General features: G+C 71.5%; 12 protein-coding genes. 8 read left to right on the forward strand and 4 right to left on the reverse strand.

Annotated elements, in window-relative coordinates; genetic code table 11:
- Positions 1-33: 33 nt before the first annotated feature.
- Positions 34-666, reverse strand: a complete 633-nt coding sequence (locus BM424_RS24915) for a carbonic anhydrase (protein ID WP_093422726.1) — start codon at positions 664-666, stop codon at positions 34-36.
- A 905-nt stretch (positions 667-1,571) separates the two neighbouring features.
- Here BM424_RS24915 and BM424_RS24920 point away from each other — a divergent pair.
- Positions 1,572-4,538 (forward strand): AfsR/SARP family transcriptional regulator, encoded by a 2,967-nt coding sequence (locus tag BM424_RS24920; RefSeq protein ID WP_093422729.1) that lies wholly within the window; start codon positions 1,572-1,574, stop codon positions 4,536-4,538.
- Here BM424_RS24920 and BM424_RS24925 read toward each other — a convergent pair.
- Complete coding sequence (locus tag BM424_RS24925; RefSeq protein WP_093422817.1) at positions 4,516-5,685, reverse strand: APC family permease; 1,170 nt, start codon at positions 5,683-5,685, stop codon at positions 4,516-4,518. The genes BM424_RS24920 and BM424_RS24925 overlap by 23 nt on opposite strands.
- A gap of 93 nt (positions 5,686-5,778) precedes the next feature.
- Positions 5,779-6,429 (reverse strand): class I SAM-dependent methyltransferase, encoded by a 651-nt coding sequence (locus BM424_RS24930; protein ID WP_093422732.1) that lies wholly within the window; start codon positions 6,427-6,429, stop codon positions 5,779-5,781.
- A gap of 217 nt (positions 6,430-6,646) precedes the next feature.
- Between BM424_RS24930 and BM424_RS24935 the strand changes: the two genes are divergently transcribed.
- On the forward strand, positions 6,647-7,762 hold the full coding sequence (locus BM424_RS24935) for an FAD-dependent monooxygenase (RefSeq protein WP_093422735.1): 1,116 nt from the start codon (positions 6,647-6,649) through the stop codon (positions 7,760-7,762).
- A gap of 49 nt (positions 7,763-7,811) precedes the next feature.
- Complete coding sequence (locus BM424_RS24940) at positions 7,812-8,741, forward strand: fumarylacetoacetate hydrolase family protein (RefSeq protein WP_093422737.1); 930 nt, start codon at positions 7,812-7,814, stop codon at positions 8,739-8,741.
- Between the two features lie 15 nt (positions 8,742-8,756).
- Here the strand turns inward: BM424_RS24940 and BM424_RS24945 are convergent, their stop codons facing one another.
- The gene (locus BM424_RS24945; protein ID WP_093422820.1) at positions 8,757-9,416 is read right to left on the reverse strand and encodes a YitT family protein; all 660 of its coding nucleotides are present in this window, start codon (positions 9,414-9,416) and stop codon (positions 8,757-8,759) included.
- Positions 9,417-9,606: 190 nt separating this feature from the next.
- Between BM424_RS24945 and BM424_RS24950 the strand changes: the two genes are divergently transcribed.
- From BM424_RS24950 to BM424_RS24970, 5 genes are all read left to right on the forward strand, one after another.
- Complete coding sequence (locus tag BM424_RS24950; protein ID WP_245776111.1) at positions 9,607-10,080, forward strand: Lrp/AsnC family transcriptional regulator; 474 nt, start codon at positions 9,607-9,609, stop codon at positions 10,078-10,080.
- A 121-nt stretch (positions 10,081-10,201) separates the two neighbouring features.
- On the forward strand, positions 10,202-10,894 hold the full coding sequence (locus BM424_RS24955) for a haloacid dehalogenase type II (protein WP_093422740.1): 693 nt from the start codon (positions 10,202-10,204) through the stop codon (positions 10,892-10,894).
- Positions 10,895-11,334: 440 nt separating this feature from the next.
- Positions 11,335-12,036, forward strand: coding sequence for a helix-turn-helix domain-containing protein (locus tag BM424_RS24960; RefSeq protein ID WP_175548258.1), 702 nt, complete (start codon positions 11,335-11,337; stop codon positions 12,034-12,036).
- Positions 12,037-12,107: 71 nt separating this feature from the next.
- Positions 12,108-12,515 carry a hypothetical protein gene (locus BM424_RS24965; RefSeq protein WP_093422745.1) on the forward strand — a complete coding sequence of 136 codons (408 nt, stop codon included), beginning with the start codon at positions 12,108-12,110 and terminating at the stop codon, positions 12,513-12,515.
- 45 nt (positions 12,516-12,560) lie between these two features.
- The gene (locus tag BM424_RS24970; RefSeq protein ID WP_093422747.1) at positions 12,561-12,800 is read left to right on the forward strand and encodes a hypothetical protein; all 240 of its coding nucleotides are present in this window, start codon (positions 12,561-12,563) and stop codon (positions 12,798-12,800) included.
- The last annotated feature ends 160 nt before the right edge of the window (positions 12,801-12,960 follow it).

The raw sequence follows: 12,960 nt of genomic DNA on the forward strand, positions 1-12,960 counted from the left end.
CGAGGTGCGGAGATCGGCTCCCCGAGAAGCGGCTCAGGCGGCCTGCTGCTGGAGGGGTCCGTGGCTGGCGACAAGCCGGACCGTGCCGTCGGCCAGGCCGTAGGACAGGCCCGCGACCGCGCAGCGGCCCGCGGCGACCTCGTCGGCCAGCAGCGAGGAACGCTCGACGAGCAGCTCGCTGGTGCGCTGGATGTGGACGTCGACGATGTCGTCGACCTCCTCGTGCCCGGCGGCCTTGGCGGCCAGCACGCTGGGCGTGACCCGCTCGACGATGTCGCGCAGGTAGCCGGGCGGGTTGGTGCCCTCCAGGACCGCCTGGCGGGCGGAGACCACCGCGCCGCAGGAGTCGTGGCCGAGCACGACCACCAGCGGGGTGCCCAGCACGCCCACGCCGTACTCGATGCTGCCCAGCACCTCCGAACCGGTGACCTGACCGGCGGTGCGGACCACGAACAGGTCGCCGAGGCCGCGGTCGAAGATGATCTCGGCCGCCAGTCGCGAGTCCGAGCAGCCGAACAGGACGGCGAACGGGGTCTGGCCGGGTGCCAGCGAGGCGCGGTGGTCGGCGTCCTGGTGGGGGTGCAGCCGGGTGCTGTCGACGAAGCGCTGGTTGCCTTCCATGAGGGTCGCGAAGGCTTCAGCCGGCGTGGAGGGCGTGCGGTTCATGCTGCTGAGATTAACCCAACCGGGTGGCCGTGGCAGGCTGCGAGTGGGCGAAACCACCCAGGTGATCAGCGGTGTTTGATCTCGCAACGATCTGCGGTTCGTCGTAGGCTCGGCCTGCGGTGGTGAGGCGGGCGAGGGGGCCGCCTCACCACCGGTCCTCTTTCGTTCGGAAGTGGTCCACACCGGTGTTGCGCGGGGTTCCCGGTGTCCGGGCGTGAATCGAAATCCCCGGAATTGCGCGATGTTTCGCCAGGTCAGAATGGTAATCCCGGGCAATGGCGAAAATTGTTCGACGCAAGAGCTTGTGCGCTGTTCGGGTGAGCGTTCATCATCAAGTCGGATTCCCGGTGGTGTCGGCCACCGAGATCTGGGGGATCAGCAGGCAACGCCAACACCTGGGGGGTGTAGCGATGGTTCATCGTCTTTTCCGGCAGCGCGTGTAGATCGCGTGGCGGACGTCGCGGCGCGAACCCGGTTCGCGCGGCGGGGTTGGCGGTCGTCGTCCGCGGTCGCTGCGAACGGGATTCGGCACGCGCCGAGTCCCACGTGGACGTGGGGTGTGGCGGGAATGCGCTCCACCGTCCGGTTTCGCGGGAGCGGGCGTCCATTCGGCGGAGGAACGTGAATTCCGGGTGACGCATGCCCGGAATTGGTTCGAGTTCCGTTCCGCGAGGTCGTGAGCACGCGGTCGTGCGTGCGGTCATCGGGTCGACATGCCTGTTCCCGAGTTCTGATCGGGTATCGAACAGGTACCCGGTATCACTCTTTGGGGTGTCGCTCGTTGAGTCGCCCGGCGTTTTGCGACCAATGTGCGCGGCGTGGCTTTCTTGTCGCTTTCGGGAGGCAGCGGCGAGGGGTCTCGATGCGGCAGTATTGATCGTTTGTGATTTTTCTGGGGGAGCACGATGCGGTTCGACGTTCTTGGACCGATCCGGGTGGTCGACGGGGGGTCGGCGACACCGCTGACCGGCGGGCTGCGGCGCCACCTGCTGGCGGTCCTGCTCGCGCACGCCAACGAACCGGTCCCGGTCAGCGTTCTGCTGGAAGCGCTCTGGGGCGAGTCGGGGGAGCAGGAGGCGCGCCGGCTCCAGGTCCACGTCCACCGGCTGCGCCGGGACCTCGACGAACCCGACCGCCTCAGCCACGGACCCGCCGGGTACTGCCTGCGCGTCGAACCCGGCGAGCTCGACGCGGCGGTGTTCGGGGCGCTGCTCGACGAGGCCACCGCCGAACCCGACCCGGCCCGCGCGGCCGCCACCCTGCGGCGCGCGCTCGGGTTGTGGCGCGGCAGGCCCTACCAGGAGATCGATCTGCCCGAGGTCGCCGCCGAGGCCGAGCGGCTCGCCGAGCAGCGGCTGCTGGCCGTCGAGGAGCTGCACGCCGCCGAACTGCGCGCGGGCAGGCACGACGCCGTCGCCGGTGAGCTGTTCGAGGCCGTGCACCGGAACCCGCTGCGGGAACGGCTGCACGGGCTGCTCATGCTGGCCCTCTACCGCAGCGGCCGGCAGGCCGAGGCGCTGTCGGCCTACCAGCACGCGCGCGAGGTCCTCAACGAGGAGCTCGGCCTCGACCCCGGCCCGGACCTGCGGGCGCTGCACGGCCAGATCCGGGCCGGGGAGGTCGTCGAGGTCTCCGCTCCGGCGCAGGTGCCGGCCCAACTCCCGCACTGCGCCACCGATTTCGTGGGTCGCGAGGTCCCGCTGTCCGAACTGGACCAGATCTTGGACGACAGCGCCCGCACCATCCCGATCGCGGTCATCGCCGGCACCGCCGGGGTCGGCAAGACCTCGCTGGCGCTGCGCTGGGCGCACCGGGTGAAGAACCGCTTCCCGGACGGTCAGCTGCACGCCGACCTGCGCGGTTTCGGCACCGACGCCCCGACCGAGCCCGGCGACGTGCTTGCCGGCTGGCTGCGGGCGCTGGGCGTCGACGGCAAGGACGTGCCGCTGGAGGTGGCCGAGCGCGGCGCCCGGCTGCGCAGCCTGCTCGACGGCAAGCGGGTGCTGCTCGTGCTCGACAACGCCGTCAGCGCCGACCAGGTGCGCCCGCTGCTGCCCGGCAACGCCCACTGCGCCGTGCTGATCACCAGCCGCGACCAGCTCAACGGCCTGGTCGTCGGTCAGGGAGCGCGGCGGGTCGAACTCGACCGGATGACCGCCGACGAGGCGCGGCTGCTGCTCAAGGAACTGCTGGGCGACCTGGTCACCGACTCCGACGCCGTCGACGAGCTCATCGAGTGCTGCGCCCGGCTCCCGCTGGCGCTGCGCATCGCCGCCGAACGGGTCCGGCGGAACCGCCACCGCGGCATCGACCAGACCGTGGCCGAGTTCGGCTGCGCCCAGGCGCGCCTGGACCTGCTCGACAGCGGCGACCCGCAGGCCAGCGTGCGCACCATATTCGCGGCCTCCTACCGCAACCTCTCGGCCGCCGAGGCGCGGTTGTTCCGGTTGTTCGGGCTGCACCCCGGCCACGAGATGGACGCCCACTCGCTGGCCGCGCTGGCCGGCGACGACGTGCGCACCACCCGGCGCGGGCTGGGAGAACTGGCCCGCGCGCACCTGGTCGAGGAGGTCGGGGACAAGCGGTTCCGGCTGCACGACCTGCTGGCCACCTACGCCGAGGAGCTGTGCGAGCTGACCGAGACCGCCGCCGAGCGGCGCGCGGCGCTGCGGCGGCTCCACGACTACTTCCTGCAGGCCGCCACCACCGCGACCGGGTTCCTCGCGCCCGGCGCGCTGCCCGAGCGCGACAGCGGCTACGAGATCCCGGTGATGCGCGACCACGAGGACGCGGCCCGCTGGCTGGACGCCCACCGCGAGACGATGACGCGCGTCGCCGAGACCGCCGACGGCGATTTCGCCCACTACGCGGTGGATTTCGCGATCGTGCTCGACTCCGCCCTGGACTTCGGCTGGCACGTCGATGAGGCCGAGCGGCTGCACGGCCGGGCCCGCGAGATCGCCCGCCGCACCGGGGACCGGGCCGCCGAGGGCGTCGCGCTGCGCGGGCTCGGCGTCGCGCGCCTGCGCCGCAACCGGTTCGAGTCGGCGCGCCGACTGCTGGAGGCGGCGCTGGAGCTGGTCGACGGTCCGGGCGCGACCGCGACGGTGCTGCTGAGCCTGGGGGAGGTGTGCGTGGTCACCGGCCACACCGAGCTGGCGCTGGAGCACCTGCGCCGCTCCACCCGGCTCTACCAGCAGGCGGGGCTGCGGCTGCTGGGACTGCGGCCGATGATCTGCATGGGCCGGCTGCACCGCAGGTGGGGACGTCACGAGGCGTCGCTGACCTGCCTGCAGGAAGCCTCCCGCGTCGCCGCCGCGCACGGCTACCGGCCCGCCGAGGCCGACGCGGCCTACGCCCTGGCGGGGCTGCACCGCGACCTCGGCCGCTACAGCGAGGCCGCCGAGCACGCCGAGCGGGCGCTGGTGCTGGCCCGCCGGACCCGCTTCCGGTACCTGGAGGGCATGGCCCTGTACCGGCTGGGCACCATCCACCGCTGCCTCGGCGACCACCCGCGCGCGCTGGACGACCACCGCGCGACCCTGGTGTTCGCCCGCCAGATGCGCTCGGCGACGCTGGAGGCGATGGCGCTGACCGCGATGGCGGAGACGCACGTGGCGATGGGCGATCACGTCGAGGCCACCCGCTGCCTGCTGCACGCCCTCGGCGTCGCCAACAGCGGTTCCAGCCACTACGTGCGCGCCCGCGCGCACACCGGTCTCGGCGACCTGCACGAGGCCGCGGGCAGGCACGAGTCCGCCCGCCGCCACTGGGAGACGGCGGTGCGGATCTACGAGGCCCTGGACGCACCGGAGGCCGGTGAGCTGCGCCGGAGGCTCAGCGAGGCGATCACCTCGCGCGTGCCCTGCTGACCAGGCGGCCGAGCAGCCCGATCGCGAAGATCCCGAGCCCGACGACCACCGAGGTCCACGGCAGCGTCGCGGCCAGCAGCAGGCACCCGCCGAGCCCGAGCAGGTTGAGCGCGCGGGGCCAGCGGCGCTCGGCGGCGGGCTGGGTGAACGCCGAGGCGTTGGCGATCGCGTAGTACACCAGCACGCCGAAGCTGGAGAAGCCGATCACTCCGCGCAGATCGGTGGTGAGCACCAGCGCGATCACCACCGCGGCGACGGTGAGCTCGGCGCGGTGCGGCACCTGGAACCTCGGGTGCACGGCCGCCAGGAACCGCGGCAGGTCGCCTTCCCGCGCCATCGCCAGCCCGGTGCGGCCGACCCCGGCGATCAGCGCCAGCAGCGCGCCGAGACTGGCCGCCGCGGCGCCGAAGCGCACCACCGGCGTCAGGCCGCCGTGGCCGGCGGCGGTGAGCGCGTCGGCCAGCGGCGCGGTGCTCGCGGCCAGTTCGTGCGGACCGAGCACGCCCAGCACGACCAGCCCCACGCCCGCGTACACCACCGCGGCGATCGGCAGGGCCAGCAGGATCGCGCGCGGGATGGTGCGCTCCGGATCCCGCACCTCCTCGCCGAGGGTGGCGATGCGGGCGTAACCGGCGAAGGCGAAGAACAGCAGACCGGCGGCCTGCAGCACGCCCAGCGGACCGTGCGGGAACCAGTCCGGCGGGCCCCCGGACCAGGCGGCCGGCGCGCTCAGCGCCGCGAACCCGACCAGCACCAGCAGCACCGCGACCAGCAGGACGCGGGTCAGCCGGGCGGTGCGGGTGATGCCCGCGCAGTTGACCGCCGCCAGCACCGCCACCGCCAGCGCGGCCGCCGGCCGCTCGAACCCCGGGGCGGCGTAGGCGGCGAAGGTCAGCGCCATCGCCGCGCAGCTCGCGGTCTTGCCGACCACGAAACCCCAGCCCGCGGTGAAACCCCACCAGTGCCCCAGCCGCGCGCGGCCGTAGACGTAGGTGCCGCCGGAGGCCGGGTGCACGGCGGCCAGCTGCGCCGAGCTCGCCGCGTTGCAGTAGGCGATGAACCCCGCGATGACCAGGGACAACAGCAGTCCGCTGCCGGCGGCGGCAGCGGCCGGGGCGAACACCGCGAACACCCCCGCGCCCAGCATCGAGCCGAGACCGATCGCGGTCGCGTCCAGCGTGCCCAGGCGCCGGGCCAGCGGCGCCCCCGGCCGGTTCGTCGTCACGCCCGGGACGGTAGATCAGCGGTGCGCGGTCAGGAAGTGCGCCGGGATGCGCGCCCGGCCCCGCTCGTCGGCGGGGTAGTGGTGGGCGACGGCGGGCGGCATGAACGCGGCGATGGTGCTGGGCTCGATCGAGTCGACGCTCCAGTGCTCGGCGACGGCCGCGCGCAGCTCCTCGGCGTCCACCGCGTTCGGGCCGCCGCCCTCCGGGAACGCCGAGGTGTCGAACACCAGCATGTGCAGCCGCGCGCCGTCGCGGGCCGCGCGGGCGATGGCCGCGAGGTAGGGGTCGCGCGCGTCGATCGGCAGGGAGTGGAACAGGGTGCTGTCGATGACGGTGCCGAAGCGGCCGTCGTGGCCGGAGAGCTCGGTGATGTCGCCGACCTGGAAGGTCGCCGAGGCGTGCCGGGCGTCGCGACCGGCCTCGGCCTGGGCGATCGCGGTCTCGGACGCGTCCACACCCAGCACCTCGAAGCCGCGCGCCGCCAGGTCCAGCGTCGTGACGCCGACCCCGCACCCGGCGTCGAGCACCGGCCCCTCGATCTCACCGCGCTCGATGACCTCGGCGATCACCGGCTGCGGCTCGCCGATGTTCCACGGCACGCCGGGATCCTCCAGCACCGGCGACTCGCCCCGGTACACGGCGTCGAAATCGGGCAGTTCGCTCACGCGAGCCTCCACAGCGGATCGGTGAAATATCCCGTGCTGCCACCGAAAACTACCACGACGGGCCGGTTCGGACCGTCGATCCCGCGGCGGGCGGGCGACCGTGAGATCGGTCAACTATCGGTTCCGGTGATACCTGGCATAGCCACGCCGCCCTTTGCCGATGCGGGCCCGTGGCGCACCCTGGAACGGCAACACCCCCTTCATCTCGGAGAAACCCATGACGACGCGGACCGTGCTGGTGGTCGGCGCAGGAGCGGCCGGCACCGCGACCGCGATCCTGCTCGCCGAAGGGGGCTGGGAGGTCGAGATCGCCGAAGCGCGCCCCTCGGTGTCCACCGCCGGATCCGGGATCACCTTGCAGGGCAACGCGCTTCGCGTGCTCGACCAGGTCGGCGCGTGGGAGCGGCTCAGCGGCTACCCGTTCGACGGGCTGGGCATGCGTGCCCCCGACGGCACGCTGCTGGCCGAGATCGAGGACGTCCGCACCGGCGGACCCGAGCTGCCCGCGACCCTGGGCGCCTACCGGCCCGAGCTGGCGCGGGTGCTCACCGAACGCGCCGCCGAAGCGGGCGCGCGGCTGCGCTTCGGCACCGCCGTAACCGGCCTGGAGCAGGACGACGACGGCGTGCGGGTGACCTTCGGCGACGGCGGCACCGGCCGCTACGACCTGGTCGTCGGCGCCGACGGGATCCGCTCCACGACCCGCGAGCTGCTCGGCATCGACGCGGGGACCCGGCCCACCGGCATGGGCATCTGGCGGGCCTTCACCCGGCGGCCCGAGTCGATCACCCGCACCGAGCTGTACTACGGCGGGCACTGCTACATCGCCGGGTACTGCCCGACCGGCGAGTCCGACATGTACGCCTACCTCGCCGAGGACGCCCGCGACCGCAGCGACCTCACCCCCGAGCAGTCGCTGGCGGTGATGCGGGAACTCGCCTCGCACTACGGCGGCCCGTGGCGGGAGATCCACGACGGGCTCACCGATCCGGACACCATCCACTACACCTGGTTCGAGACTCACCTGCTCGACGCGCCCTGGCACCGGGGACGCGTGGTGCTCGCCGGCGACGCGGCGCACACTTGCCCGCCCACCATCGCCCAGGGCGCCGCCCAGGCGCTCGAGGACGCCTCGGTGCTCGCCGAGCTCCTGGTGGCCGCAGGCACCGTCGACGACCAGGTCCTCACCGCCTACGCGCACCGGCGCCACCCGCGCGCCAAGACCGTCGTCGACGCCTCCAACCAGCTCGGACAGTGGCTGCTCGACGGCGAGCGCGGCGACGTCCCCGGCCTGCTCGACGGGGTCACGACGCTGCTCACCCAACCCGCCTAGCGGACGCCCACCCGCCTGGAGAACACCGCGCTCGGAGCCGGAGGAGCCCATGCGATTCGCCACAGCCCGCCACGACGGCACCGAGACCAGCGGGGTCGTCGACGGCGAGACGTTCCACCCGCTGCCCGCCCCGATCCTGGAACTGCTGCGCTCCCAACGGCTTCCCGAAGCCGGGGCGCAAGCGGTGACCGAGCCGGGCGTGCCGCTGGCCGAGGTGGAGCTGCGGGCCCCGCTGGAGCCCGCCACGGTGCGCGACTTCGTGGCCTTCGAGGAGCACGTCGAGGGCATGACCGGCGGCAACGTCGCGGCCGAGTGGTACGCGGCGCCGACGTTCTACTTCACCAACCCGTACGCGATCACCGGCCCGTTCGACGACGTCGCGATCCCGCCGGGCTGCCGCAGGATGGACTTCGAGCTGGAGGTCGCCGCCGTCATCGGCCGCCCCGGACGCGACCTCACCCCGGAGCAGGCGCGCGAGCACATCATCGGCTACACGATCTTCAACGACTGGTCGGCGCGCGACCTGCAGTCCGCCGAGATGAAAGTGGGGCTGGGACCGGCCAAGGGCAAGGACTTCGCCACCACCCTCGGCCCGGTCCTGGTCACCGCCGACGAGCTCGAAACCCACCGCGACGCCGACGGTTTCCTGCGGCTGCCGATGAGCGTGTCGGTCAACGGCGAGCGGATCGGCCACGACCTGCTGTCCAACATGGGCTGGCCCTTCGAGGAGCTCGTCTCCTACGCCTCGCGCGGCACCGAGGTCCGGCCCGGCGACGTGCTCGGCTCGGGGACCTGCGGCAACGGCGGCTGCCTCGGCGAGCTGTGGGGCAGGCCCGACCGGGAGGACCCGCCGCCGCTGCGGCCCGGCGACGTCGTGGAGATGACCGTCGAGGGCATCGGCACGATCCGCAACCGCGTCACCGCCGGTCACGACCTCCCCGCGGTCACCCCGGCCCGCACGCGCCCGCGCGACCGCTGAGCCCCGCCGCGATCCTCACGTGCCCAGGTAGCGGCCGGGACGGTGGTTGAGGGCCACCACCCCGTTGAGGAACACCGCGCCGAAGGCCGAGATCAGCACGGCGACGGGAGAGACGACGGTGAGCGCCGCGACGATCACCAGCACGTCCAGGCCCATCTGCACGTACCCGGCCCGCCAGCCCAGGCGCTCCTGGGCGATCAGCGCGACCACGTTGAAACCGCCCAGGCTGGAGTTGTGCCGGAACACGATCAGCAGCCCGATCCCGGTCAGCACGTTGCCGCACACCGCCGCGTAGACCGCAGGCAGGTGCAGCCCGGCGAACAGCTGCGCGTGCAGCGGCGTGAACACCGACACCAGCGCGATCGAGATCAGCGACCGGACCGCGAACGACCAGCCCTTCTTGGCCACCGCCAGCACCATGAACGGCAGGTTCACCAGGAAGAACAGCACCCCGAAGGGAACCGGGAGCCCGTAGCTGAGCAGCAGCGACAGGCCCGCCGTGCCGCCGGTGACGATCTCGCTGGCCTTGAGCAGGTGCAGGCCGAGCGAGACCACGAAGGTTCCGGTGAGCAGACCGAGCACGTCCTCGGTGCGCGAGTGCGGCACCACCGGCCGCCGGGTCTCGGCGGGCGTCGGGGTGGCCGACGGGGTAGGGGACAGGGTCGGTGCTGACATGGTCGACATGGTCGGGCAAGCGCGTCAGATCGGGCAACACAGCCCTCGAGAGCTGCGCGGGAAGTCGCGAATCCGCGCGATCGTGTGTCAGAGTGCTCAACGATCCGGTGCTCGTCACGCGGTTCTCGCCCGCTGTGCCCGGCACCACACTTGCGCTGGGATTTCACCCCGCGCGGAGGAGAATGTGCCGGTGAACCAGATCGATGCCCTCGACGCCCGGATCCTGCTGGCGCTCGACGACGACCCGGAGCTGACGATCCTCGGCCTGTCCCGGGCACTCGGCGTCGCCCGCAACACCGTGCACGCGCGGCTGCGCAAGCTCGGCCGCAACGGGGTGCTCGGCGACTTCAGCCGGCGCGTCGACCCGGTGGCGCTCGGCTACGACCTGGTGGCGTTCGTGTCGATGCAGATCAGCCAGACCCAGCAGCCGGCCACCACCACGGCGCTGCGCGCGCTGCCCGAGGTGATCGAGATCCACGCGACCTCGGGAGACGCCGACCTGATGGTCAAGGTCGTCGCCCGCGACACCCAGGACCTGCACCGGATCACCAACGCGATCCTCGACATCGACGGCGTCGAGCGCACCAGCACCGCCGTCTCGCTGCACGAGGCGATGACCACCCGGATGCGGGCCCTGCTGGAGGCCGCTGCGCGGAACTCCTGAGCAGCGCGCGGGAAGTGGCCGTTCCGACGCGGTGTTGTGCCGCTGCGGTCATCGGCTCGCAACCGAACCGTGTTCCGCCGGAGGGATGTGATCATGGTCCGGGAGCGGGCATGATCACCACGTGTCGCTCGATGTCTCCCGCCTGAACGTGCTGCTCTTCGATGTCCTGGGAACCGTGGTCGACGAGCGGGGTTCGATCCTCGCCGCCGCGCGGGACGCGCTGGGGGAGGGCGGTGATGCGCTCGCCACCGCGTGGCTGGACCGGCTCAACGCCCTGATCACCGAGGCCGACGACTACCGGCCGATGGACGAGCTCAACCTGGAAGCCCTGCGCCACGCGGCCGACACCACCGGTTCCTCCCTCGACGAGCCCGCGCTGACCGCCCTCGCCGAGCAGGGGCTGCGGCCCAAGCCCTGGCCGGACGCCGCTCCGGGCGTCGGCGCCCTCGCCGACCGGTTCACCGTGGTCGCCCTGTCCAACACCACCACGCGCTCGCTGGCCGAGATCACCCGCCGCGGCGGCCTGCGCTGGGCGCTGGCCCTGTCCTCCGAGCAGATCGGCGCCTACAAGCCCGACCCGGCCGTCTACCAGCGCGCGCTGGAGCTCCTGCGGGTCGAACCCGACCAGGCGCTCATGGTCGCCTCCCACTCCTGGGACCTGCGCGCCGCCGCCAAGCACGGCATGGCCACCGCCCACATCACCCGCGAAGGCGAGGACGACGACCCGGCCGACCCCGACGAGTTCGACCTCCACGCCAACACCATCGCCGAACTCGCAGCCCAACTCCTACAACCCACTCCCGAGGAGGAGTAAGCCCCTCGAATGGCGTTTTTGCCCTGCTGCAGGGCGGCATCGCCTGAGAAGGACCCCAGCGGCTCGGGTTGGGCGCGGTGGGGTCCTTCTTCTGCGCCAGGGAGTTCGACCCGTCAGTTCGCTAGAGGTGGACCCGCACGCGTGCGCGCAGGAGCCGTCGGCGAGCCCGCCACCTCTTCCAGGATTTCCACATCCGATCAACCTCTCTAAGCTGGGGCCGACCCCGTGCCGCAAGCGCCAACCGGAGACACGGGGTCGGCTGTCCGGTCGGGTTGTGGCCCGTGCTCCGATGTCGGATGCGGCCCCGACCGGACGGTTTTCCCTTCATGACGGAGCCTCGCCAGACCGGGCCGGGGAAGGGGCAGACCGAGCCCGGCGAGACATCCTGATCAGTAGTCTGCTGATCACGGTGCGTGGTCGAAAGGGATCGGAGTTTTCAGGTGTTTTCAACCGACGACGTGGGTTCGACGCTGAAGGCCGCGCGGGAGGAGGCTGGTGTCGGCCTCACGGAGTGGGCCGGAGAGCTCTTCGTCTCGGTAGGGCATCTGAGCAACATCGAGGCTGGACGGCGAAGCCCCAGCCTGGCGATCGTGAAGGCGTACGATGATCGTTTTGGACCGATTGGAGACGAGATGCTGCGTCGTCGCGACATCACACACCCGGGCGTGATGAAGGCGGACAAGCCGACTTTGACACAGCTCGCGCGTCAGATCGACGGCGGAGATCCCGGGGTGCTCAAGACCCACCCGAGCAGTCGCACCGTCGACTTCTTCCTCGCGGCCAAGCTCGCTGATTCAGGTCTCGACCACGTCCGTGAGTGGGTGCGCACCGGGGAGACCGCGACGTTGCGGGCCAACGCACTCGCGGTGCTCTCGAAGGTGAACGAGAAGCGCGATGCGGAGCTCATCATCGAGGCGCTGGAGACGGACGAGAAGCTCCAGTTCCTCTCGCTGGCCTCGGAGGTCTCGAAGCTGACCCAGTGGGATTGGGAGACGTCCAAACGGGTCGCCAAGAATCCGAGCCAGGCCCCGGAAGCGCGGAAGCTGGCCAAGGCGCTGACCAAGGAAGCCCTTCTCAAGGACGACGTCGAGAGCCGTTGGTGCGGGGCGTTCCTGCTCAAGGGCCTGGTTCCCGCGCTCTGACATCGCCCGCTGTCACCGGATGAGCACTCAGCGCTACTCTGATCGGCATCGCCGCTGATCAAGGGGGAACTGTGGAAGACGACCAGCTCGCTCCGGGCAGGGATCCGGAGTACCCGTCGCAGATCTGGATGAACCCGAAGCAGTGCCTGCACCCGTACGAATTCGTGCGGTTCCAGGCGGGTTCGTTCCCGCCCTCCGACCCGGAGACGCTGTCGGTGTTCAAGGTCGACTGCTTCGCCTGCGGGACGAAGTGGGACCAGACGAACTCTCCGGGCTGGGTGTACGAGTTCCTGGCCGACATCATCGCCCAGGGCAAGTTCCAGGTCGTCGGCTCGTCGGGTCTCGACATCACGGGTCGCGTCGAGTGGGAGCGCCAGACCCGCTACGGCAGCATCCTGGACGACCTCACCGGCTCGGGAAACCCCATCGCCAACTCATCCGTTAGCGCGAACGATCTTCTCGCGCGCTTCGACCGCTGATAGGTTCCGTGTCGTGGCCCGTGCTCCGGGATGTGGAGCACAGCAATGAAACTCACGGTTGACGGCAGCGAGCTGACCTTCGTCAAGGCGAGCCGTTCGCACTGGGACGGCAAGGAATGCGTCCACGTCTCCACGAAGGGCACGGATGCGTACCTGATGGAGAGCGATGATCCATCGGTCATCGTTCAGACCACGGTCCGCAACCTCGCGGTCTTCTTCGCCGGTGTGAAGAACGGCGAGTTCGACCACCTGGTGGTCGGCGCCCTCGAACCGGTGAGCGTCTGATCCGCAGAGCATGACGAAGCGCCCCCGTCGGACGGCGGGGGCGCTTCGCCGTCCACCGGACGAATCGCCGACCTGGTGCTCGAGGGGTGGTGCTCGGTGGGTGGATTCGTCGTGCGAGGGGATCGCCGCGTGCGGGCCGAGCGGGGTGTGGCGAGAGTGT

The organism is Saccharopolyspora flava, from assembly GCF_900116135.1.
Taxonomy (GTDB): Bacteria; Actinomycetota; Actinomycetes; order Mycobacteriales; family Pseudonocardiaceae; genus Saccharopolyspora; species Saccharopolyspora flava.